Source organism: Paraburkholderia sp. RL17-373-BIF-A (genome assembly GCF_046030175.1).
In the GTDB taxonomy this organism is placed as follows: Bacteria; Pseudomonadota; Gammaproteobacteria; order Burkholderiales; family Burkholderiaceae; genus Paraburkholderia.
The window spans coordinates 69,770-94,447 of sequence record NZ_JARESO010000001.1; the positions used below are offsets into that span (position 1 = coordinate 69,770).

The 24,678-nt window shown below is 62.4% G+C and carries 16 protein-coding genes; all 16 read left to right on the top strand.

Annotation, left to right across the window (positions count from 1 at the left end; translation table 11 throughout):
• Positions 1-172 precede the first annotated feature (172 nt).
• The 16 genes from uvrA (at position 173) to P0D80_RS00415 (ending at position 24,677) form a co-directional block, all read left to right on the top strand.
• Positions 173-6,058 (top strand): excinuclease ABC subunit UvrA, encoded by a 5,886-nt coding sequence (gene uvrA / locus P0D80_RS00340; RefSeq protein ID WP_408280114.1) that lies wholly within the window; start codon positions 173-175, stop codon positions 6,056-6,058.
• Positions 6,059-7,095: 1,037 nt separating this feature from the next.
• On the top strand, positions 7,096-7,761 hold the full coding sequence (locus tag P0D80_RS00345; protein ID WP_207915680.1) for an energy transducer TonB: 666 nt from the start codon (positions 7,096-7,098) through the stop codon (positions 7,759-7,761).
• A gap of 76 nt (positions 7,762-7,837) precedes the next feature.
• Positions 7,838-8,746, top strand: a complete 909-nt coding sequence (locus P0D80_RS00350) for a MotA/TolQ/ExbB proton channel family protein (RefSeq protein ID WP_408280116.1) — start codon at positions 7,838-7,840, stop codon at positions 8,744-8,746.
• Between the two features lie 12 nt (positions 8,747-8,758).
• On the top strand, positions 8,759-9,181 hold the full coding sequence (locus P0D80_RS00355) for an ExbD/TolR family protein (protein WP_012432473.1): 423 nt from the start codon (positions 8,759-8,761) through the stop codon (positions 9,179-9,181).
• 57 nt (positions 9,182-9,238) lie between these two features.
• Positions 9,239-9,667: an ExbD/TolR family protein gene (locus P0D80_RS00360; protein ID WP_011487696.1), complete on the top strand. Its 429-nt coding sequence runs from the start codon at positions 9,239-9,241 to the stop codon at positions 9,665-9,667.
• 9 nt (positions 9,668-9,676) lie between these two features.
• Positions 9,677-10,861, top strand: coding sequence for a tetratricopeptide repeat protein (locus P0D80_RS00365; protein ID WP_408280119.1), 1,185 nt, complete (start codon positions 9,677-9,679; stop codon positions 10,859-10,861).
• A gap of 301 nt (positions 10,862-11,162) precedes the next feature.
• Positions 11,163-11,738 (top strand): helix-turn-helix domain-containing protein, encoded by a 576-nt coding sequence (locus P0D80_RS00370; RefSeq protein WP_132375140.1) that lies wholly within the window; start codon positions 11,163-11,165, stop codon positions 11,736-11,738.
• A 302-nt stretch (positions 11,739-12,040) separates the two neighbouring features.
• On the top strand, positions 12,041-14,782 hold the full coding sequence (locus P0D80_RS00375) for a TonB-dependent receptor plug domain-containing protein (protein WP_408280122.1): 2,742 nt from the start codon (positions 12,041-12,043) through the stop codon (positions 14,780-14,782).
• A 282-nt stretch (positions 14,783-15,064) separates the two neighbouring features.
• Complete coding sequence (locus tag P0D80_RS00380) at positions 15,065-16,954, top strand: extracellular solute-binding protein (protein WP_408280125.1); 1,890 nt, start codon at positions 15,065-15,067, stop codon at positions 16,952-16,954.
• An 8-nt stretch (positions 16,955-16,962) separates the two neighbouring features.
• Entirely contained in the window at positions 16,963-18,015 is a 1,053-nt protein-coding gene (locus tag P0D80_RS00385) for a microcin C ABC transporter permease YejB (RefSeq protein ID WP_091795321.1), read from the top strand.
• Entirely contained in the window at positions 17,969-19,084 is a 1,116-nt protein-coding gene (locus P0D80_RS00390) for an ABC transporter permease (protein ID WP_408183155.1), read from the top strand. Before P0D80_RS00385 ends, P0D80_RS00390 begins: the two co-directional genes overlap by 47 nt.
• On the top strand, positions 19,081-20,748 hold the full coding sequence (locus tag P0D80_RS00395; protein ID WP_408280127.1) for an ABC transporter ATP-binding protein: 1,668 nt from the start codon (positions 19,081-19,083) through the stop codon (positions 20,746-20,748). The genes P0D80_RS00390 and P0D80_RS00395 overlap by 4 nt, the downstream gene beginning before the upstream one ends.
• Complete coding sequence (locus P0D80_RS00400) at positions 20,741-22,177, top strand: TldD/PmbA family protein (RefSeq protein ID WP_408280130.1); 1,437 nt, start codon at positions 20,741-20,743, stop codon at positions 22,175-22,177. Before P0D80_RS00395 ends, P0D80_RS00400 begins: the two co-directional genes overlap by 8 nt.
• A complete protein-coding gene (locus P0D80_RS00405; RefSeq protein WP_408280132.1) occupies positions 22,177-23,538 on the top strand; it encodes a TldD/PmbA family protein in 1,362 nt (453 codons plus the stop codon). The genes P0D80_RS00400 and P0D80_RS00405 overlap by 1 nt, the downstream gene beginning before the upstream one ends.
• Before the next feature lie 4 nt (positions 23,539-23,542).
• Positions 23,543-24,124: a GNAT family N-acetyltransferase gene (locus tag P0D80_RS00410; RefSeq protein WP_408280135.1), complete on the top strand. Its 582-nt coding sequence runs from the start codon at positions 23,543-23,545 to the stop codon at positions 24,122-24,124.
• A gap of 4 nt (positions 24,125-24,128) precedes the next feature.
• Positions 24,129-24,677, top strand: a complete 549-nt coding sequence (locus P0D80_RS00415) for a GNAT family N-acetyltransferase (RefSeq protein WP_408280137.1) — start codon at positions 24,129-24,131, stop codon at positions 24,675-24,677.
• Position 24,678: the final 1 nt, after the last annotated feature.

Consider the following 24,678-nt stretch of genomic DNA (forward strand, 5'->3'; position numbering starts at 1 on the left):
GGCCTGCAAAGCCCACCCGGGCCGCGTCGTGGAAAACTGTATAAATATACAGTATAGTATCCCGTTGCAAGCCGGGCTTCGGCGTGGGTTTCCGCCAGCCCGGCGGCACCGAACTTGCGCGGTCGCGAGGCGTCCGTGAGAGGTGGCCCACTCATTCAGACGGTCGGAAAAATTGGCATCTAACGGCACTATCAAGATTCGCGGCGCACGCCAGCACAACCTCAAGAACGTCGACCTCGACGTACGAACCGGCGAAATGACGGTTGTCACCGGCCCGTCCGGCTCCGGCAAGTCGAGCCTCGTGTTCGACACGCTTTACGCGGAAGGGCAGCGGCGCTACGTCGAAACATTCAGCGCTTACGCCCGGCAGTTTCTCGACCGCATGGACCGGCCGCAAGTCGACCGGGTCGACGGCGTGCCGCCGGCGATTGCGATCGACCAGACCAACCCGGTGCGCAGTTCGCGTTCCACCGTCGGCACCATGACGGAGCTCAACGATCACCTGAAGCTGCTCTACGCGCGCGCGGCCGAACTATTCGACCGGAAGACGGCCCATCAGGTGCGCCACGACACGCCGGAAACGATCTACGCCGAGTTGCTCGAACGCACGGCGGAAAACGAGCCGCGGCTCGTCGTCACGTTCCCGGTCGAGTTGCCGGAATCCGCGTCGGAGCAGGAAGTGGAGCAGTGGCTGTCGGCCAGTGGCTACACGCGCGTGCAGGCGCAGCGCGAAGTCGATTCGCCCACCGGCAAGCGCAAGCTGCTCGACGTGGTGGCCGACCGCTTCCGGCTGCGCTCGGTGGACAAGCAGCGGGTGGTCGAGGCGATCGAGGCCTCGCTCAAGCGCGGCGGCGGGCGCGTCAATATCTATGTGCTGCCGGCGTCATCGGAAGGGGCGGACAGTCAGGAAGCCGAACCGCAAATCTGGCGTTTCTCCACCGGCTTGCACAGCCCGGAAAGCGATCTGCGCTACGCCGATCCGCAGCCCGCGCTGTTCTCGTTCAACTCGGCCTACGGCGCGTGCGAAGTGTGCCGCGGTTTCGGCCGCGTGATCGGCGTCGACCTCGGGCTGGTGATCCCGGACGCGCGCAAGACGCTGCGCGACGGCGCGATCAAGCCCATGCAAACGCCCGCGTGGAAGGAATGCCAGGACGATCTGATGCGCTACGCGGCGAAAGCCGATATCCGCCGCGGCACGCCGTGGGGCGAGCTGACGGACGCCGAGCGCGACTGGGTGATCAACGGCTCGCCGGATTGGAACGGCAAGTGGCAAAGCCATTGGTACGGCGTGAAACGCTTCTTTGAGTATCTGGAATCGAAAGCGTACAAGATGCATATTCGTGTGCTGCTGTCCAAGTACCGCAGCTATACGCCGTGCGAAACCTGCGGCGGCGCGCGCCTGAAAACGGAATCGCTGTTGTGGCGCCTCGGCAGCAAGGTCAATGCGGACGACGTGCTGCCGGCCGAGAAGCGCTTCCTGCCGCGCGGCGTCGACTGGACGCGCGGGCAGCTCGAAGCGTTGACGGGTTTGACTGTGCATGACCTGATGCTGATGCCGATCGAGCGCATCCGGCGCTTCTTCGACGAAATCAGTTTGCCGAGCGCCTTGCTCGACGACGCGCTCAAGCTGCTGCTAGCCGAAGTGCGCACGCGCCTCAAGTACCTGTGCGACGTGGGCCTCGGTTATCTGACGCTCGACCGGCAAAGCCGCACGCTGTCGGGCGGCGAAGTGCAGCGGATCAACCTGACCACGGCACTCGGCACGTCGCTCACCAAGACCCTGTTCGTGCTCGACGAACCGAGCATCGGCTTGCATCCGCGCGATCTGAACCGCATCGTCGAAGCCATGCACCGTTTGCGCGACGCGGGCAATACGCTGGTGGTGGTCGAACACGATCCCTCCGTGATGCTCGCGGCGGATCGTCTGATCGACATGGGTCCGGGACCGGGCGAGCGCGGCGGCTCGATCATTTACGACGGCGTGCCCGAGGCGATCCGTTCGTCAGGCACGCTCACCGGCGAGTACCTGGGTGGCCGCCGGCATGTGGCCGACGCGGCGCATTGGTCGCAGCGTCCGGTGGATGCCGCCACGCCGCGCATCGTGCTCGAAGGCGCGACTGAGCACAATCTGCGCGATGTCACGGTGGAGATTCCATTGCAGCGGCTCGTCTGCGTGACGGGGGTGTCGGGGTCCGGCAAATCCACGTTGCTGCAAGACGTGTTGTATCCGGCCATGGCACGGCACTTCGGTCTCGCCACTGAGTCGCCGGGCGCATTCACAAGTTTGAGCGGCGCCGATCAGGTTACCGACGTCGTGTTCGTCGACCAGTCGCCGATCGGCAAGACGGCGCGTTCGAATCCGGCGAGTTACGTCGGCGCGTTCGACGAGATCCGCAAGCTGTTTGCCAAGGCGCCGCTCGCGCAGCAACGCGGCTACGGTCCGGGCATGTTCAGCTTCAACTCGGGCGAAGGCCGTTGCCCGACCTGCGGCGGCTCGGGTTTCGAGCATATCGAAATGCAATTCCTGAGCGACGTGTACCTGCGCTGCCCCGATTGCGACGGGCGCCGTTATCGCGCGGAACTGCTCGAAGTGAAGATCGAGCGCGGCGAACCGGCGCGCGCGCTGAGCATTGCCGACGTGCTGGAATTGACGGTGAGCGAAGCCACCGCGTATTTTGCAAAAGATGGCGAAGTGTTGCGCGTGCTGCAGCCAATCGTCGACGTGGGCCTCGAATACGTGAAGCTCGGCCAGCCGGTGCCCACGCTGTCGGGCGGCGAAGCGCAGCGGCTCAAGCTCGCCGGTTTCCTCGCGGAATCGGCCCAGGCGCGGACTGCGCGCAGCGCGAAGCAGCCGGTTGCCAAACGTCTGTTCATGTTCGACGAACCCACCACGGGCCTGCATTTCGACGACATCGCCAAGCTGATGCAGGCGTTCGGCAAGCTGCTCGCGAGCGGTCATTCGCTGATCGTGATCGAGCACAATCTCGACGTGATCCGCGCGGCCGACTGGCTGATCGACCTGGGTCCCGAAGGTGGCGATGGCGGCGGCCGGGTCTTGTGCGCCGGCACGCCGGAAGACGTCAAAGCTTGCCCGGAATCGCATACCGGCGTGGCGCTGCTGCAATATGACCGTGCCATGGGCGCAGCGGCCGAACCGGCGTCGCAAGGCATTCCGCTGCAAAAGGCGCTGAGCGCCGCGCGTGCGCGCCGGGCGATCGAAGGCGAGGACGTGGTGCGCATCGTCAATGCGCGCGAGCACAACCTGAAGGCGCTGGACGTGGACATTCCGCACGGCAAATTCAACGTGATTACCGGCGTGTCCGGTTCGGGCAAGTCCACGCTCGCTTTCGACATTCTGTTTCACGAAGGGCAGCGCCGTTACCTCGAATCGCTGAATGCCTACGCACGTTCCATCGTGCAGCCGGCGGGGCGGCCCGAGGTCGACGCGGTGTACGGCATTCCGCCGACCGTCGCGATCGAGCAGCGGCTCTCGCGCGGCGGCCGCAAGAGTACCGTGGCGACCACGTCGGAGGTCTGGCACTTCCTGCGTCTGCTGTATGTGAAGCTCGGTTTGCAGCATTGCATTCACGACGGTACGCCGGTCACGTCGCAAAGCGTCGAATCGATCGCGGCGCAGTTGCTGCGCGATCACAAGGGGCAGCACGTTGGCTTGCTCGCGCCGCTGGTCGTGAACCGCAAGGGCGTTTATACGGATCTGGCGAAATGGGCGAAAGCGCGCGGCAATACTCATCTGCGTGTGGACGGCGAGTTCGTGCCGGTGGATCCGTGGCCGAAGCTCGACCGCTTCCGCGAGCATACGATCGAGCTGCCGGTGGCCGACATTGTCGTGTCGCCGGACAACGAAGCCGAACTGCGTCAGGCGCTCGACCAGACGCTCGAAGTCGGCAAGGGCGTGATGCATCTGCTGGCGCCGCTCGACGGTTTGCACGACGCGATCAGCGGCGGCCATCCCACCGCGAAACTCGGCGCGGTGAAGGTGCTGTCCACCAAGCGCGCGTGTCCGGTGTGCGGCACGAGCTATCCCGAACTCGATCCGCGCATGTTCTCGTACAACAGCAAGCATGGCTGGTGTACCACGTGTGTCGGCACGGGCCTCGCGCTCACGCGTGAACAACGCGCGGTGTACGACGACACGATCGTCGTCGACGACAATCGCGGTCGCGAACAGAGCCTGCCGTCGGAAGAGCAGGAACCCGAAGGTCTCGTGGACGAACCATGTCCGGATTGTGCGGGTACGCGTCTGAACCCCACCGCGCGCGCGGTCACGTTCGACGCGCAGGCGATTGTCGATGTCGCGCAGTGGACCGTGTCCGACACGCGCGCATGGATCGACTCGCTGGAGATGACCGGTCGCGACGCGGAAATCGCGCGTGACGTGGTGAGCGAAATCGGCAGCCGCCTGCAGTTCCTCGAGGAAGTGGGGCTCGGCTATCTGAGTCTCGATCGCGCGGCGCCGAGTCTGTCCGGCGGCGAAGCGCAGCGCATCCGGCTCGCCGCGCAACTCGGCAGTAACTTGCAAGGCGTGTGCTATGTGCTCGACGAACCGACCATCGGTCTGCATCCGCGCGATAACCAGATTCTGTTGAACGCTTTGCGCAAGCTCGGTGAAAAGGGCAATACGCTGGTGGTCGTCGAGCATGACGAGGACACGATTCGGCGTGCGGATCACATCATCGACATCGGGCCGGGCGCGGGCAAACGCGGCGGCACCCTGGTCGCGCAGGGCAGTGTGGCCGACCTGTCGGCGCAACCCGATTCGCTGACCGGACAGTTTCTCGCGCAGCCCATCGTGCATCCGTTGCAGCCGCGCCGCGAAGTGGTCGCGCCGGGCAAACGTACGGCTGCAGTGCCGGAGAATTGGCTGACTGTGCACGGCGGCAAGCTGCACAATTTGCGCAACGTCACGGTCGGCATTCCGCTCTCGCGGCTGGTGGCGGTCACCGGCGTCAGCGGCTCCGGCAAGTCGACACTTGCACGCGACGTGCTGATGACCAACCTGCTGGACGCTGTCGGACGTTCGGTGCTGTCGTCGCCGGCCACGCGGCGCGCGCGTGCGGCGGCCGAGGAGAAGCCCGCGGCGAACCGGCGTTCCAGCGTGCTGGCGCGCACAGCGCCGCGTGCGCCACTCAACGTGACGCATGCATGGCAAGGGTGCGATTCGATCACCGGCTGGGAAACCATCGACCGTGTACTCGAAGTCGATCAAACACCGATCGGCAAGACGCCGCGTTCGTGTCCCGCCACTTACATCGGCGTGTGGGACGCGATCCGCAAGTTGTTCGCCGGTACGCTCGAAGCGCGCGCGCGTGGCTATACGGCCTCGCGTTTCTCGTTCAACACCGGCGAAGGCCGTTGCCCGGCCTGCGAGGGGCAGGGCGTGCGCACCATTGGCATGAGCTTTCTGCCCGACGTGAAGGTGCCTTGCGATGTGTGTCACGGGCAGCGCTTCAATCCCGAGACGCTGGCGGTCACGTGGCGCGGCAAGAATATCGGCGACGTGCTGACCATGGAAATCGACGAGGCCGTCGAGTTCTTCGCGCCCATCTCCAACATCGCTCATCCATTGCAGTTGATGAAAGACGTCGGGCTCGGCTATCTCACGCTGGGTCAGCCGTCGCCCACGTTGTCGGGCGGCGAGGCGCAGCGTATCAAGCTCGTCACTGAATTGAGCAAAGTGCGTGACGACATCACACGGCGCGGTCAGAAGCCGCCGCATACCTTGTATGTGCTGGACGAACCGACCGTGGGCCTGCACATGGCGGACGTCGCCAAGCTGATTCGCGTGCTGCATCGTCTCGCGGACGGCGGGCATAGTGTCGTCGTCATCGAACACGATCTGGATGTGATCGCCGAGGCGGACTGGATCATCGACCTCGGTCCGGAAGGCGGAGTGGGCGGCGGGGCGATCGTCGCTGCTACGGATCCCGAAGGATTGTCGCGCGTTGCGGCGAGTCATACGGGCGCCGCGTTGCGGCCGGTTCTCGCGCGATCGCGTAACAACAGCGCTGTCGTGGCAGGCGAGGGCACAAACGGTTGATGCAGCAGAGCGGCGCGATCATCGTTGCGCCGCTCCCGCTTGCTCCTTTGTTGAGTTGAACCCGCAAGAGTTTGCCGGCGCATGATTCATGTCATTCTGGCCGGGCGAATTCGGCCCTCACGAAATTGCCCTATATGCCCACCAACGTCGCGCCGACATCGCCCGCCCGACATGATTCGCGTTGTTGGCTTAATGTAATTTATTGGAATTGTTTTGTAATTCAATTCAACGCGTAATTGAGATGCGTATTTAGAGTGTCGTAAATACCGCTAAAATTTTTTTAAACGCTTCTACTCTTCTGCTATCGTCTCGCCTTCGGCGGCGGTCACACCCCCGGCGCCCGAACACCACAACAAACGTCCTATCCGCGAGCCACGCGAGTCATGTTGAGATGGCGCGCAAACGCCTGCCCAGCGGGGGCTTTCGCGAACCGGATCAGACGTGCTGCCGACCGTTTCGCGTGCATCGATGCACGACGAATGTGCAGCGAATTCCCAATTGGCGGGCAAAAAAAGCCCGAATGCTTATCTGCTCGACATACGCTTATTCTTTTAAAGCGGAGCGAATTTCGCTTGAGTTAGAGTTACCTCTCTAAACTAAGTATGTTGTCATCAAAAAAAGTTTGACCGTACATTTTTTGTCCTGCTATCGTTGCGACCGATGAAACGCGTGTGACGTTTGCGCAAAAAGTTCCAGGCGCTACGACTTATAGCGATCGGGTGGTCCCCAGCGTTCATGCAAGGCAGAAGTGAGCGGCTCAAATTTAATCTATTAGTAGTTCTACTTAGATAGGCTATTCGGCTCGCATGACGCACGGCCGCGGTCTCCTGGAGACGCGTCTGTGTCGTCGGATCGGAGCCGGGTAGTGTCACGTCCGTTTTGGACTCCGAATCAAAGACCACCGATCTTCGGATGGTTGAAGTGAATGTTGTTCGCGGTAGATAAGCGCACTGCAGTTACAGAAATGGACGATTCACGCCGGAGGAGTAAAGGTGGGTACGAAAGTCGAAGGGCAATTTCCGGCAGTAGCGGCCCGTATGGAGAGGCCGGGGCGCCCGCGTGAGTTTGGGCGCAAGCAGCAAAACCCAGTACGCCGCTTTGGCGGTATCGCAGTTGTTCTGCTTTTGCACATCGTGCTGATTTATGCGCTGATCAATGGCCTCGCCACCAAGGTCGTGCAGGTCATTCAGCATCCTATCGAGACGAAAATCATCGAACCGGTGAAGCCGCCGCCTCCGCCGCCGTTGCCCACGGTTCAATTGCCGCCGCCTAAGTTCGCGCCGCCGCCGCCGCCGTTCGTGCCGCCGCCGGAGGTGCAGGTGCAAACGCCGCCGCAGCCGACCATTACGCATCAAGCCGCGCCGGTCGTGTCGGCGCCTGCAGTGGCGCCGCCCGCACCGCCGGCGCCGCCCGCGCCGAGCAAGCCTGTGAGCACCGAAGTTGGAGTCGTGTGTCCGAACTCGGATCAGATCCGTTCGTCGATCCGCTATCCGAAGGAAGCGCAGGAAAACAACGTGACGGGTGATGTTCTCATTGAATTCGTTGTCGACCCGCAGGGCCATATTACGAATGAACGCGTTGCCAAATCCTCGGACGACTCCTCACTGGATCGTGCCGCATTCAACGCAGTCAAGCAGTTCACGTGCGTTTCCCAAGGCCAGGCTGTCCGTGTTCAAGTTCCGTTCTCGTTTAACCTGAACTGAATTCACAGACTGTTCGGTACCGGTAGCGATTTATCAGTCTTAGTTTAGAAGTTGTACTAATGAACTTGGAGCAGGCATGAAGAAGCGTACTCTCGCCGCACTGGCGGCAAGCATGTTGATCGCCGTAACCACGGTGGATACCTTTGTTGCACCGCAAATGGCCCATGCGCAGGCTAGCGACGCCACCGCGTCGGCAACCGTCGCACCGGCCACCGCCGCGCCGCAAGCCGCGAGCGCGGCCGCCGACGAAGCGGTGCCGCCGCCGGCGCCAGCTACGTCCGAAACCGTCAGCAACCCGTACGGCCTTAGCGCCCTCTGGAAGAACGGCGACTTCGTTGCCCGTTTCGTGCTGATTCTGCTGGTGATCATGTCGATGGGCAGCTGGTACATCATGATCACCAAGTTCTTCGAACAGTTCCGCGCGAACCGCCGCGCAAAGAGCGCCGACGAGCAGTTGTGGACCGCGCCGTCGCTGGGCGAAGGCGCGAAGCTCCTCGACGAAGCCTCGCCGTTCCGCTTCATCGCTGAAACGGCTATCGAGGCCGGCGAGCATCACGACGAAGCGCTGCTCGAAGCCGTGGACCGCAACACGTGGATCGATACCTCGGTCGAGCGTGCGATCACCAACGTGTCGAATCGTCTGCAAGACGGTTTGGCTTTCCTCGGCACGGTCGGTTCCACGGCGCCGTTCGTCGGCCTGTTCGGTACGGTGTGGGGGATTTACCACGCGCTGACGGCCATCGGCATTGCCGGCCAGGCTTCGATCGACAAGGTCGCGGGTCCGGTGGGCGAGGCACTGATCATGACCGCTATCGGTCTCGCGGTAGCCGTGCCCGCGGTGCTCGGCTACAACTTCCTGGTTCGCCGCAACAAGTCGGTGATGGAGCGTGTGCGTGCATTCGGCGCGCAACTGCATACCGTTCTGCTGGCCGGCAGCCGCCGCCCGGCGCGAGCCGCGGTTCGCGAAGCATCGCTGGTTCAATAAGCGGAGTCCGTCATGGCAATGAGCGTTGGGCAGGACGACAACGACGAGGTCATCTCCAGTATCAACACCACGCCGCTGGTCGACGTGATGCTGGTTCTGCTGATCATCTTTCTGATCACGATTCCGGTCGTGACGCATACGGTGCCGGTGCAATTGCCGAAGGAGACGATCCAGCCGCTGCAGACCACGCCCAAAAGTATCGTCATCGCGGTCAACCGCGACGGCGACTTCTTCTGGAACGAGAAGCAGGTCGACGCGCCGACCTTGCTGGCACGCCTGAAAACCGTGTCGGTCATGACGCCGCAACCGGAAGTGCATGTTCGCGGCGACCAGAGCGCGCGTTATGAATTCATCGGCCGGGTCATTACCGAGTGCGAGCGCGCCGGTATCGCGAAGGTTTCGTTTATCACTGAGCCGCCCGCGCGCGGCGGCTAACTTTGCATGGGATCGGACCAAGCGTAAAGCGCCAGGTCCGATCGACAGGAGGCGATGATGGGAATGAACGTATCGTCGGGCGGCGGCAGCGAACCGGATGTGATGGTCGACATCAACACCACGCCGCTGATCGACGTGATGCTGGTGCTGCTGATCATGCTGATCATCACGATCCCGATTCAGACGCACGCCATCAAGATGAACCTGCCGGTCGGCAATCCGCCGCCGCCGATCACGCAGCCGGAAGTGGTGCAGATCGATATCGACTTCGACGGCACCACGACCTGGAATGGCCAGCCGGTGCCGAACCGCGCGGCGCTCGAATCCAGGCTCGCGCAAGTGGCCGCCGAACCGGTTCAGGCGGAAATCCATCTGCGTCCGAACAAACTGGTGCCGTACAAGGATGTCGCGGAGGTGATGGCGTCGGCGCAACGATTGGGCGCGACGAAGATCGGCCTGATCGGAAACGAGCAGTACATGCAATAGGGAAGGGCAATGCAAACGATTCATCAACGGTTCAAGCGCGCCGTCATCGCGGCCGCTCTCGTGCTGCCGCTCGCCTCTCATGCCGCGGACACTTTGCGGCCGGATGTGGCGAAACCGCTGAATGCCGCACAGGATCTGTATCGCGCGCACAAGTACAAGGACGCGCTGACGAAGATCGATCAGGCGGCGGCAGTGCCCGGCAAGACGCCGTACGAAAGCACCATGATCGAGCAGATGCGTGGCGCGGCGGCGGCGGCGGCGGGTGACACCGGCGTGGCTGCTCAGGCCTACGAAACGTTGCTGAGTTCCGGCAAGTTGAGCGGCGCGGACGAGCAACGTACGTCAGCGGCATTGGCCGGCATCTACTTCCAGCAAAAGAACTATGCGCAGGCGGCGAAGGTTGCACAACGCTATCTGAAGTCGGGTGGCGGTGATCCCGACATGCGCACGCTGCTGGTTCAGTCTTACTACCTGTCGAACGATTGCGCGAGCGTGGTGAGCTTGCTCAAGCCCGGCATCGATGCGCAGGTGCATGCTGGCCACGCGCCTGACGAGTCGCAACTGCAATTGCTCGGTACCTGTGCGCAGCGCGTGAAGGACGATGTGACCTATCGCAGCACGCTCGAAAAACTGGTTGCTTATCATCCGAAGCAGTCTTACTGGGACGATCTGTTCTCGGCGATTCGCAACAAGCCGGGCTATTCGTCGAAGCTCGATATCGACACGTATCGCCTGCGCCGCGCGACCGGCTCGCTGTCGACCGCCGACGACTACATGGAAATGACCCAACTGGCGATCGTGGCGGGCATCACCGCGGAAGGCAAACAGGTCATCGATCAGGGCTTTACGTCGGGCGTGCTGGGGCGTGACGCGCAGGCGGATCGCGAGAAACGTCTGCAGGCACTCGCGGCCAAACGTGCGCAAGCGCCCGCCGATCCGGCAAACCCCGTTGCCCCCGTCGACATGGGTTTCAATCAGGTTTTCGCGGGGCAGGCGAAGCAGGGTCTGGCGGCGATGGATGCCGCGATCGCCAAGGGTGGACTCGATCACCCGGACCAGGCGCAGCTGCATCTCGGTGAGGCGTACTACATGGCGGGCGACAAGGCTCGCGCGGTGCAAACCTTCCGTGCGGTGAAAGGCACCGATGGCACAGCCGATCTCGCGCGTCTGTGGGTGCTGGTGGCGTCGAAATAAGAGCACTCCGTTCCCGTTATGTTCCATCGGACGAGGCGCGCTCGAGCTCTCCATGGCGGGCGCGAGGGGGATGCGCTCGTCGTAGGAAATGTGGCTCGGCTCCGATGCCTGCTTGGGGTTGCAGCCGCGATCGTCACAAGGCATTCGCAGTATCCGGAAGTATTCTGGATAACCAATTGTTCCCGTTGTCCATGGCGTAATTTCAGTTGACCTATCAGCAACGTTTGGGGAGAACGTTGCGCCGGACGAAACATAATTTGCATATATCAAACTATTTTTGACTACGGGATTCTGTCTTGCTATGGTCTTGCCACTCAATAACAAGGCACACGTTGCAGTCTCTATAGGAAGCAAAATCCGCGCGCTGCGCCAACGGCTCAGTCGAACGCTGGATGAAGTGGCAAAGACCGCGGGCATTTCCAAGCCCTTTCTGTCGCAAGTGGAACGGGGTCACGCAACACCTTCGATCACATCGCTGGTCGGTATTGCGCGAGCTCTGGGTGTCACGGTGCAGTACTTCGTCGACACGCCGACCGAAGACAAGTCGGTGCGTAGAGGAAGCGAGTTGAAGTACTTCGGATTTGACGGAACCGCCAATCTGTTTGGAAGGCTGACGAACCTGTCGGTCGGCGGCAAGCTGGAAGTGATCCTCGTCAGGATGCCGGTGGGACAGAACCCATCAGAAGTCACGACGCACGCCGGCGAAGAATTCTTGTATGTGATGAGCGGCCAGATCTCGCTCACGTTGGAAGGCACAACGTTCGTATTGCAGGCGGGCGACACCGCGCATTACGAGTCTACCGTGCCGCACTCCTGGTCCAACACCGCGCGTGAAGAAGCGGTGGTCGTGTGGGTAGGGACGCCAAGATTGTTTTAGTGCCGTAGGCCATGCTTTAGAAAAAGCAGTCACTCGATATTTGTAAGCATTACTTAAGTGTGTACCCGCGATTTGGGAAAATAAGCCGGCGCATAGCGGCATCCGTTCGCCTGGCAGTAGAAGTGGCATCAATTGGAAAGCGCTGCGCATTCCGATTGCAATAAATTAGTAGTCCGACACTGACTTATTTGACGTTGCTTTAACGGAACGCGGCGCAAGATCGCCGTATATCGAGTAGAGCGGTTCACGAGACCACTCTTCACATACTGCTGTGGCCTTACTGACGAGCGAGAAGGGGAAAAATGAAACAAAGGGCATTGGCGCTGGCCATTAGAAGAATAGTCTGGGCTGAACTGGCATTGTCGGCCGTAATCGCGGTGCCGGCGTTTGCACAAAGCCAGCCGGCCGCCACCGGCACTGCGGCAGGCGCGACGACGGAAAGCACCCCGGCAACGGGCACTGCTGCCACACCGTCCGCGGATGGCAACACCGCGACGCCGACGGGGAAAGGGGTTCAGCAACTCAAGAAATTTGAAGTGACCGGCTCGCTGATCCGCACGTCGGACAAGGTCGGCAATACGGAAGTTCAGACCATCACGGCCAAGGACATCCAGCAAAGCGGTTATACGACTGTGGCCGACTTCCTGCGCGGCACGTCCGCGAACTCGGGGAGCAGCTGGGGCCAAACGACGATGAATAGCTCCGCGCAAGGCGGCGGCGGCATTGCATTGCGCGGTCTGAGCGAGAAGTACACGCTGGTGCTGGTGGACGGGCAACGGGTGGCGAATTACGGCAAGGCGGTGAACTTCACCGACACGTTCTTTGACGTGAATTCGATCCCGCTCAACATGATCGACCACATCGACATCGTGAAGACCGGTGCGGTCTCGGTGTATGGTTCGGATGCAATTGCGGGCGTCGTCAACATCATCACGAAGAAGGACTTCCAGGGCCTGCAGATCGATGGCCAGCTCGGCAAGGCGCAGCATCCGGGCGACGCACAGGGCAACTTCAGCGTGCTCGGCGGTATCGGCGATCTGAATGGCGACCGCTTCAACGTGACGGCCGCAGCGAGCTACTACCGCGACACCGGGTCGTCGCTCGGCGATCGCGACATGACCGCGGGTCAGGACTTCAGCCAGTTCCCGGGTGGCCTCGCGGGCCCGCTCGGTCCGAACCAGCAGTCGTTCTGGACCACGGCCGACGGCACCAACATGGCGCTCAACCCCTGTCCTCCGGGCAGCGTGTCGGCGAACGGCGCGTCCACGTGTAAATCGAATCCGGCCAGCACCACCTCGCTGGTGCCGGCGATCACGCGCCTGAACGCGAAAGTGCGCGGCACCTTCAAGGTCAACGACGACGTGCAGGCTTACGCCGACCTTTGGGTGAGCCGCAACGAAACCGTGCAGAACGAAGGTCCGGCGGTGCTGAGCAGCCAGACCAACGCGTTCAACCCGGCCACCGGTTCGGCGTTGCCGATCTCGCGCACGGTCTCGGGCACCAACCCGTACAACCCGTTCGGCGTGCCTACGCTGATCAACTACACGTTCCCGAACACGGTGTCGGCGGATACGGTGTCGACGTTCTGGCGTGCGATGACCGGTGTGAAGGGCTCGTTCACCACGGCCAAGTTCGGCGACTGGGATTGGTCCGCGGATTACGGCCATTCGCAGAGCACGGTCGACACGACCTACGGCAACGCGCTGAATGTTGCAGGCCTCGAGAACATTCTGCAAAACGGCGTGTTCAACTTCTCGAACCCGTCGGCCACGCCGAACGGTTTGAACGGCGTCTTCCAGAACGACTATGAGCAGGCGATCTCGAAGCTCGACAGCGTCACGGCGAAGACCTCGACGGGCAACCTGTTCAACCTGCCGGGTGGTCCGGTCGGTGTCGGTTTCGGTACGGAATTCCGTCACGAAAGCAACATCATCAACTCGCGCACGTATAGCGCGCTTGGGGTGACCGCGCCGGCCAACGTGCAGACAGTCGACGGCGAACGCAATGTGGCCGCCGTCTACTATCAGGTCGATATCCCGATCATCCGCAACCTGACGTTCACGCAGGCGGGCCGTTACGACCACTACAGCGACTTCGGTGGTGCGTTCTCGCCGAGCTTCGCATTGCGCTTCCAACCGGTGCAGGCTCTGACGGCTTTTGCATCGTATAGCCGCGGCTTCCGTGCCCCGACGCTGGTCGAAAACTCGCAGGCGACCTATCTGGCTCACCAGAACCTGGTCGACCCGAACGACCCGAGCGGCACGCCGACCAAGCACTTCACGACGGAACAGGTCAACGGCAATCCGGCGCTGCAGCCTGAGCACACCAAGAACTACAACATCGGCTTCCAGCTTTCGCCGGACTCGTCGACGGATATCGGTGCGGCGTTCTACAAGATTCACATTGACGGCGTGATCGGCACGGACGATCCGAACGCGGTGATGGATGCGAACAACCCGTCGACCGTGATCCGCAATCCGGACGGCACGGTGGCCTTTATCAAGGAGCAGTTCGTCAACCTCGGTTCGCTCGACACCGACGGCTTCGACATGAACTTCCGCAAGTCGGTGGGCACGAAGTACGGCACGTTCACGCTGGCAGGCGACTGGGCCTATGTGTGGCACTTCAAGCTGAATAGCCCGGGTGCGCCGACGCAGGACTTCGCCGGCAACAACCTCGCGCTGCTGCAGCCGTTCGGTGCGTCCAATCCGCGCTGGAAGGGTAATACCAGCTTCTCCTGGGATTACCGCAAACTGACCACTACGCTGACGTGGCAGTACACTGGCCCCTACACCAACGCGGTGGCGGCCGAGTTCGGCGACGGCGGCACGCTGTCGGTGGCGTCGTACAGCCAGTTCAATCTGATGGCCACGTATCGCGGCTTCAAGAACTGGACGATCTACGGCGGCATCAACAACATCTTCGATCGCAAGCCGCCGTTCGACGTCGAGTGGCAGGCTACCCCGGATATCACGGGCTACGACCAGTCGCTTTACACCAACATCGGCCGCTTCTTCCAGGTCGGTGCGACGTACCGCTTCTGAAGTCCTTGATGTTTGTGATGCACCGGCAGTCTGTCTAGCCGGCCGGCCGCTCCGGCTTCCGTTCATCGGTACCGGAGCGGCGCAATTCTGTTAGAGACGTGCTTTGGAGTTCCCCGTGCACACTGCCCGTTCAAGCTCACAGCGAGCGACGGCGGCCAGTCATCAGCAGCGCTGCGCCAGCGGGGAAAGCTACGGGAGCGACGGCGTCGGGCCGTCACTCACGCCGATTCGATTTACCGCGCGCCGGCCTGAAGCCGGCGCGCGTCCTTACGCATTCCGAAGATGAGACTTGTGAAGTTTCTCTGGCCGCGCACCTCCGGGCGAATCGCCCTGTGCGCCGGTGCGTGTCTGGCATTGAGCGCGGTCTGCGCGCAGGCGCGGCCCTCGATTGCGCAATACGACGAGCCCAAATATCCCGCCGGCTTCACGCACTTCGACTATGCGGATCCCACGGCGCCGGGCGACGGCAAGCTCAGCTTCCAGAACTTCGACGAACTGCAGAGCTACGATTCGCTGAATCCGTTTCTCGTACGCGGTGCGCCCGCGCCGGACATCCTGCATCTGATGTTCGATACGCTGATGCAGCGCAGTTGGGACGAACTGGCTTCCGAGTATCCGCTGATCGCCGACGATGTCGAAGTCGCGCCGGACCTCGCTTCGGCCACCTTCCACATCAATCCCGCCGCGCGCTTTTCGAACGGCGATTCGATCACCGCGGCCGACGTCAAATACTCGTTCGACACATTGACGAGCCCGAAGGCATCGCCGCTCTTCAATGCGCAGTTCTCAGTCATCAAAAGCGCGACCGTGGTCGATAAAAACACGATCCGCTTCGTTTTCAGGCACGCGGAGCGCGACGCGCCGCTGATCGCGGGCGATTTGCCGATCTTCTCGCCGAAGTGGGGCATGCGCGCGGACGGCACACGTCTGCCGTTCGACCAGATCGCGAACGAGCCGCCGGTCGCGAGCGGTCCGTATCTGATCGAGTCGCGCAAGAACGACAAGCAGATCACCTATCGCCGCAACCCCGATTACTGGGCCGCGAATTTACCGTCGCGGCGCGGCATGTTCCGCTTCGCGAGCATCACCTTCAAACTCTATCGCGACCATTACACGCAACTGGAAGCGTTTAAGGCCGGCGACGCCGACGCGATTGTCGAATACAGCGCAACGCAATGGGCGCGTAAATACGTCGGCAAGAACTTCGACAATGGACTGCTGAAAAGAGGGGAATTCGCCGACGGCCCCGCGCAGATGCAGGGCATGCTGATGAACCTGCGCAAGCCGATGTTTCAGGACCCGCGCGTGCGCCACGCACTGACGATGGCATTCGACTACGACTGGATGAATCGCCTGATGTTCTACGGTCAATACCGGCGCACCAGCAGCTATTTCGCCGCGAGTCCGTTCGGTGCGACCGGCATGCCCGGCCCGAAGGAACTGGCCTTGCTTGAACCATTGAGAGCCAGCGTGCCGCCGGAAGTGTTCGGTCCCATGCTGAAGCAACCCACGACGATCACGCCGGATTCCTTGCGCGGCAACTTGCGCGTGGCGCGCGATCTGCTGGCGCAAGCGGGCTGGCACTATCGCGACGGCGCATTGCGCGACGCCAACGGCACGCCGATGACGATCGAGATCATGGACGATCAGCCGGGCATGGACCGCCTGATCCTGCCGTATATGCAGGCGCTCGGCATGCTCGGCATTCAGGCGCATATGCGCGAGATCGACAGCGCGTTGTACCAGAAGCGGCTCGACAACTTCGAGTACGACATGACCACGTTCATCTACCCGCCGGTGACGATTCCCGGCGCGGAGTTGACGCGCCGCTTCGGCAGCGCGGCGGCCTCGGAAGTCGGCTCGGAAAACTATCCGGGCATCCGCTCCAAGGCGGTCGACTCGCTCATTCACTCAGCGCTTTCCGCCGACAATCTGGACGACCTGGAAGCGGCGACCCGCGCCCTGGATCGCGTGCTGATCTACTCGTTCTACCTCGTGCCGGAGTATTACGCGCCGGGCGCGCGGATCGGCTACAAGTCGACGCTCGGTCATCCGGACAAGGTGCCGATGTCGTATCAATACGAAGACTGGGTGATCGACTACTGGTACACGAAAACGCCGGCCGCCCAGACCGCATCTTCCACCGCGGCCACGGCCGCTACGGCCCACTGAGGCACAGCATGCTTGCCTACATTCTCAGACGATTGTTGTTGATGGTGCCGACCCTGCTCGGCGTGGTCACGTTGACGTTTGTCGTCACGCAGTTCGTGCCGGGTGGGCCGGTCGAACAGGTGATGACGCAACTCCGCCACGGCGCTGGCCGTGGCGGAGAGGCGGGGGCGGGCGGCGGCGGCTATCACGGCAGCCAGGGCGTCGATCCGCAGCAGATCGAGCAGATCAAGAAGCAGTTCGGTTTCGACAAGCCGCCGCTCGAACGCTATCTGCTGATGCTCAAACGCTACGCGACGTTCGACCTCGGCCAGTCTTACTATCAGCACGACAGCGTGTGGGACGTCATCAAATCGAAGCTGCCGGTGTCGATCACGCTCGGCTTATGGACGGTGCTGCTCACGTATCTGATATCCGTGCCGTTGGGGATCGCGAAAGCGGTGCGCAACGGCTCGCGTTTCGATACTGTCACGAGCGTGCTGGTACTGGCCGGCTATGCGATTCCCGGTTTCGTGCTCGGTGTGTTGCTGCTGATGTTGTTCGGCGGCGGCACGTTCTGGCAGGTGTTTCCGATGCGCGGCCTCACCTCGGATAACTTCAACGATCTCAGCGCGTTCGGCAAGGTGCTCGACTATCTGTGGCACATCGTGCTGCCGGTCACGGCATCGGTGGTGGGCAACTTCGCGATCGTCACGATTCTGACCAAGAACACTTTCCTCGAGGAAATCGGCCGGCAGTATGTGCTGACCGCGCGCGCCAAGGGCGCGCCGGAGCGCGACGTACTGTGGAAACACGTGTTGCGCAATGCCGCGATTCCGCTTCTCACCGGTTTGCCGGCGGCGTTTGTCGGCGCGTTTCTGAACGGCAATCTGCTGATCGAAACGCTGTTCTCACTCGACGGCATGGGCCAACTGTCGTACGACTCGGTGATTCGCCGTGACTATCCGGTCGTGCTCGGTTCGCTGTTTCTGTTCACGCTGATTGCCCTCGTAACCAAACTCATTGCTGACGTCTGCTATGTCCTCGTCGACCCCCGCATCCAATTCAACCGCCTGGACCGCTGAGGCGGCCGGCGCGGCGCACGCGGCGTCGCCTTCTCCGTGGCGGCGTACGTGGCTGCGCTTCAGGCAGCAGCGTCTGGGCTACTGGAGCCTCGTGATCTTCCTCTCGCTGTTCGTCATCAGCCTGCTTGGCGAGGTGTTGTCCAACGATCGTCCGTTGCTCGTGCGTTACGACGGGCACTACTACTTTCCCATCGTGAAGGACTATCCGGAGACGCTGTTTGGCGGCGACTTTCCGGCGCGCGCGAATTACCTCGATCCGTATATCCGTTCGCGGCTCGAATCGAACGGCAACTTCGCGGTCTATCCGCCGAATCATTTCCACTACGACACGATCGATTACTTCGCCGCGCATCCGTATCCGGCGCCGCCTACCACGAGTAACTGGCTCGGCACGGATCAATTCGGGCGCGACGTGCTGGCGCGGCTGCTGTACGGTTTCCGCCTGTCGGTGCTGATGGCGCTAGCGCTCACCGTGTCCGGTGTCGTGGTCGGCGTGCTGACCGGCGCGGTGCAGGGCTTTTACGGCGGACGCACCGATCTGATCGGCCAGCGCCTGATCGAAATCTGGAGTTCGATGCCCGACCTGTACCTGCTGATCATCTTCGCGTCGATCTTCGAGCCTACCTTGTGGCTGCTTTTCATTCTGCTGTCGATGTTCGGCTGGCTCGTACTGTCCGACTACGTGCGCGCCGAATTTCTGCGCAACCGTTCGCTGGACTACGTCAAGGCGGCGCGCACGATGGGCCTGACCAACTGGCAGATCATGTGGCGCCACGTTTTGCCGAACAGCCTGACCCCGGTGATTACCTTCCTGCCATTCCGCATGAGCGCCGCGATTCTCTCGCTGACCAGCCTCGACTTTCTCGGCCTCGGCGTGCCGCCGCCCACTCCGAGCCTCGGCGAACTGCTGCAGGAAGGCAAGAACAATCTCGACGCATGGTGGATCTCGATGTCGGCGTTTGCCGCGCTGGTGATTACGCTTCTGTTATTGACCTTCATGGGCGACGCATTGCGCAACGCACTCGACACGCGCTCGCGCGGTTCGGCTTTCGGCGGAGGTCCGCGATGACCAACACTCAGGCGCCGATCGGCCGGCCGTTGCTGGAAATCGACCGTTTCTCCGTGCGTTTCGGCGACAAGGTCGCCGTGCACGAACTCAGTCTTTCCATTGCACGCGGCGAGCGCGTTGCACTGGTCGGCGAATCGGGTTCGGGCAAGAGCGTGACCGCGTTATCCATTCTGCGGCTCGTCGAGCATGCCGAATTGAGCGGCCGCATGCTGCTCGATGGTGAAGACCTGCTGCAGAAAACCGAGCAACAGATGCGTGGCCTGCGCGGCGCGGACGTCGCGATGGTGTTCCAGGAACCGATGACGGCGCTCAATCCGCTCTTCACTATCGGCAAACAGATCGCCGAGAGTCTGCGTCTGCACGAAGGTTTGCGGCCGAATGCGGCGCGCGAGCGCGGCATCGAGTTGCTCAGGCGCACCGGCATTCCCGAACCGGAACGGCGCATTGACAGCTTTCCGCATCAGTTGTCCGGCGGCCAGCGGCAGCGCGCGATGATCGCCATGGCGCTCGCCTGCCGTCCGCGTTTGCTGCTCGCGGACGAACCGACCACCGCGCTCGACGTCACCGTTCGCCAGCAAATCGTCGACCTGTTGATTTCATTGCAGGAACAGGAAGCGGCCGAACGCGGCATGGCCGTGCTGCTGATCACGCACGACCTGAATCTGGTGAAGCGTTTTGCGCAGCGCGTCGCGGTGATGGAAAAGGGCGTGCTGGTCGAAACCAATACGACCGAGGCGCTGTTCACGAGCCCGCAGCATCCGTACACGCGGCGGCTGCTCGACAGCGATCCGCAACGCGCGGTGGAGCCGGTCGAGGAGGGCGCGCGTCGGCTGCTGGAAGTACAAGGCCTGGCCGTCGATTACCGCACGTCGGCGAAAGGCTGGCGGTCCATGTTCGGGCGCTCCACGTTTCGCGCGGTGCAGGACGTCGATCTGAGCGTGCGGCGCGGCGAAACACTCGGCATCGTCGGTGAATCGGGTTCGGGTAAATCGACGCTGGCCGCCACCGTGCTCGGCCTGCAGCAGCCGGCCGCCGGTCATATCCATATCGACGGCTTGCCGCTTTCCACGCTCAAGACGGCGAGCTCGCGCCGCGCGCTGTATTCGCGCATGCAAGTCGTGTTTCAGGACCCGTTCGGTTCGCTGTCGCCACGCATGACGGTGGAGCAGATCATCGGCGAGGGCCTGGCCGTGCATCGGCCGGAAGTGGATGCGAAGGCACGGCGCGCGCGCGTCGGCAGCCTGCTTGAAGAAGTCGGCATGCCCGCCGACGCGATGCTGCGTTATCCGCACGAATTCTCCGGCGGGCAGCGTCAACGCATTGCGATTGCGCGCGCGCTGGCAGTCCAGCCGGAATTGATCGTGCTCGACGAGCCGACCAGCGCGCTCGACGTCTCGATCCAGAAACAGGTGCTGAATCTGCTGACAAATCTGCAGAAAAAGTACAAGCTAAGCTATTTGTTCATTACGCACGATCTGGCGGTGATGCGAGCCATGGCGCATCGCGTGATTGTGATGAAGTCGGGACGCATCGTCGAAGCGGGCGCCACACTCGATGTGTTGCATGCGCCGTCGCATCCTTATACCCAGTCGCTGCTGGCCTCGTCGCTCAACGTGCCGGAGCCGGGCGCCGCCGCGACTCATACGGGACACGCCAATGATTGACGAACGTTGGGCGCAAGCCGCCCAAACGCTGAAGAGCCGCGCGGCGTTCTGGTCGCTGCGCATTGTCGACGAACAGGTCGACGACCACGAGATCCGCAATGACATCGCGCAGCCGCTGCGCACGGTGCGCGATCGCGGTGCGATGCTGATCGCGTGGGTGGGCGCCGGCGCGGGCTATGCCGCGACCGCGAATCTGTCGGCAGCGGGTTTGCAGACGGCGCTCGATATGGCGACCGCGCGCGCTGAAGCGAGCGCGGCTTTCTCGCTGATCGACCATCGCGAAGTTGCACGTCCGATTGTGAGCGGGCAGTACGTGTCGCCGAATGCGCAACGCGCGTTACCGAGCCGCACCGAATGGCTCGAGCTTCTCGGCGCGGAATGCGCGGGCGCGAACCTCGATGCAAAGATTGTCGAACGTGTGGCGGCGGTGCAGATCACGCACACCGATCAACTCTACATGACCGGCGACGGCGTGCGGATCGACCAGCAGTTCCGCTTCGTGATGCCGCAATTGAGCGTCGCCGCGCATGCGCACGGCGATACGCAAGTACGCACGCTGGGCGGCAACTACGGCACGCTTGGACAGGGCGGCATGGAAGTGCTGACGCGCTTTGGTTTCGAAGGCTCGGGCGCGCGCGTCGCCAATGAGGCGCTGCAATTGCTGGCCGCGCCGAATTGCCCGTCGGGCAAGCGCGATCTATTACTGATGCCCGACCAGATGATGCTGCAGATTCACGAATCGATCGGCCATCCGCTCGAACTGGATCGCATTCTCGGCGACGAGCGCAACTTCGCGGGCTGGAGCTTCGTCAAGCAGGACATGTTCGGTTCGTATCGCTACGGTTCGGAACTGCTGAACGTCACCTTCGATCCGGAGCTGCGCGAAGAAGCGGCAGCCTACGCTTTCGACGACGACGGCACTGAAGCGCATAAGCAATATCTGATTCGCAACGGCGTGCTGGAACGTCCGCTCGGCGGCGCGCTGTCGCAACAGCGCGCACGCATGGCGGGTGTGGCGAACTCGCGCGCGTCGAACTGGAACCGGCCGCCGATCGACCGCATGGCGAATCTGAATATCGAGCCCGGCGAGAGTTCGCTGGAGGAGATGATCGGCAACATCGAACACGGCATTCTGATGCGCACCAACACGTCCTGGTCGATCGACGACCATCGCAACAAATTCCAGTTCGGCTGCGAGTTCGGCCAGTTGATCGAGAACGGCAAGCTCACGCAGGTCGTCAAACAGCCGAATTACCGCGGTATTTCGGCGAATTTCTGGCGCAGCCTGAGTGCGGTGGGCAATGCGGCCACGCGTGAAGTGTATGGCACATCTATGTGCGGCAAGGGCGAACCCGCGCAGATCATCCGCGTCGGCCATGCGTCGCCGGCCTGCGTGTTCAGCGACGTCGACGTGTTCGGAGGCGCATGATGAGCCAGTTCATCTCTTCGCGCGCGGCTACGTCGGTGGATTGGGAGCGGCATTTCACTTTGCTCGCCGATGCGATCGAGCGCCTGCAACAAGGCGGCGAAACCACCCTCAGTTCATTTGCCGGCGAGCAGTCCGACTTCATTCGCTTCAATTCGGGCAAGGTGCGGCAGACCGGCAGCGTGTCGCAAGGCAAGCTGACCTTGCGCCTGATCGACGGCGCACGTCAGGCCTATTCCACGCTGACCGTATGCGGCGATCTGCAACAGGATCTCGACGAAGTGAGCGCAGCCCTCGCCACCTTGCGCGAAGGTCTGCGCGATGCGGCGGACGATCCGCATCTGCTGTTCGACACCTCGAAATGGCAGCGCACCACGCAGCGCTCCGGCAAGCTGGCGAATTCCGACGGCCTCGCGCGCATCGTCGCGGAATGTGCGCACGGGCTCGACTTCGTGGGCTTCTATGCGGGCGGCACCATTGTGCGCGGCTTCGCATCGACGAAGGGCAGCCGCGGCTGGTACGAAGTGGACAACTTCAACTTCAGCTGGTCGCTGTACGACCCGAGTGGCCGCGCGATCAAAACCAGCTACGCTGGCGACGACTGGAGCGATGCCGTGTTCGCGCGCAAAGTCGAACAGGCCGCGACACGTCTTGCCGTTCTGGCGCGCACGCCGCGCACGTTGGCTCCGGGACGCTACCGTTCCTATCTGGCACCCGCCGCGCTCGCGGAACTGCTCGGGGTCACCGCATGGAGCGGCTTTTCCGCGCGCGCCCAGGCGAGCTCGCGCAGCGAGTTGTACAAGCTGCATGTGGGAGAAATCGTAGTCGACCCGCGCGTAACCATCAGCGAAGATCTGAGCCTCGGCATCACGCCAGGCTTCAACGACGACGGCTACCTGCGTGACAGCGTCCCGCTGATCGAGGCCGGCCGCAGTGCCGAACGCCTGACCAACGCACGCAGCGCGCGCGAGTACGGCTTGACGCCCAACGGTGCGCTGGCCAGCGAGTCGCCGGCCGCGCTGTCGATGCAAGCGGGCGATCTGCTGGAAGAAGACGTGCTCGCCAAGATCGGCACCGGGCTCTACATCGGCAACCTGTGGTACGTGAACTTCTCGGACCGCATGAATTGCCGCCTCACCGGCATGACGCGCTTCGCGACGTTCTGGGTCGAGAACGGAGAAATCGTCGCACCGCTCGAAGCCATGCGTTTCGACGACAGCCTGTACCGTTTGCTCGGCAGCGAACTCGAACAACTCGGCGCGCAAGCCGAACTGCTATTGAGCGACTCGACATGGGGCGAGCGCGCCACGGGCGGCATGCAACTGCCTGGCATTCTGGTGAGGTCATTCGAATTGACGTTATGAGCCCATGGATCGACAAATAAAAACAAAATCAAACCCTGAGAGCTTGCCCGAGGGCCTGACGCTGCGCGCATTGCGCGTGGCCGACACAGAACAGTTTCACGCGCTGCTCCAGTTGCCCGCGGCGATGAACGGCAATCCGCAACTGCCGTTTCGGACCATTGCGAGCACCCGCGAGTACCTGGAAAAACTCGAGGCGCCCGAAATCGCGATCGCGGCGACGGTCGGCGACACGCTGGTCGGTTCGGCGAGCCTCAGGCCTTTCAAGGGGCGCCGTGCGCATGCGGCATCGCTTGGCATCGGCGTGCACGACGCATGGCAGCGGCGCGGCATCGGTCATGCCTTGATGGCCGAACTGCTCAATCTCGCCGACAACTGGCTCGGTCTGCGGCGCGTCGAGTTGCATGTCTACACCGATAACCACGCAGCACTCGCGCTATATCGCAAGTTCGGCTTCGAGATCGAAGCGCATCAGCGCGGCGCGGTATTGCGCCGCGGCGTGCTGATCGATTGTTTCTTCATGGCGCGGCTGCGCGAGCCGGCGCCCTGGATGTCGCCGCCATCGGCCGCCCATCTCGCAGCGGAATAAGACCATGAAACAAACAAGGTTGCCGGACGACGCTGCACATTACAAATGTATTATGGTGCGCGCTCTCGAATCGTCGGACATGGATGCGTTCGCCGAGATCATGAGCTTGCCCGGTGTGCGGCGCGGCACGCTGTCGGTCGGCTATCGCAGTCCTGAGCAACTCGCGGCCTGGTACGAGCGGCGCCTCAAAGGCGGCGTGAACGTGTGCGCGATTATCGACGAACGCATGGTCGGCCATGCCGGCCTCGAGGTCCATCGGTCGAGCCGCGCGCACTGCGCGCATTTGGGCCTGGCCGTGCACGACGCGTATCGTGGCCGCGGTGTCGGCGCCGCGCTTTTGCAAGGCTTGATCGATTGCGCGGATGCGTCGCTCGGTTTGCGCCGCATCGACCTCACGGTGTTTTCCGACAATACGCCGGCCATTGCGCTGTATCGCAAGTTCGGCTTTGTCGAAGAAGGCAGCTCGCGCGGTTTTGCCCTGCGTGACGGCGTGTTGGCCGACGTGCTGCATATGGCCCGTCTCGTCGATGCACCGCGCCTCCAGACCATCTGAA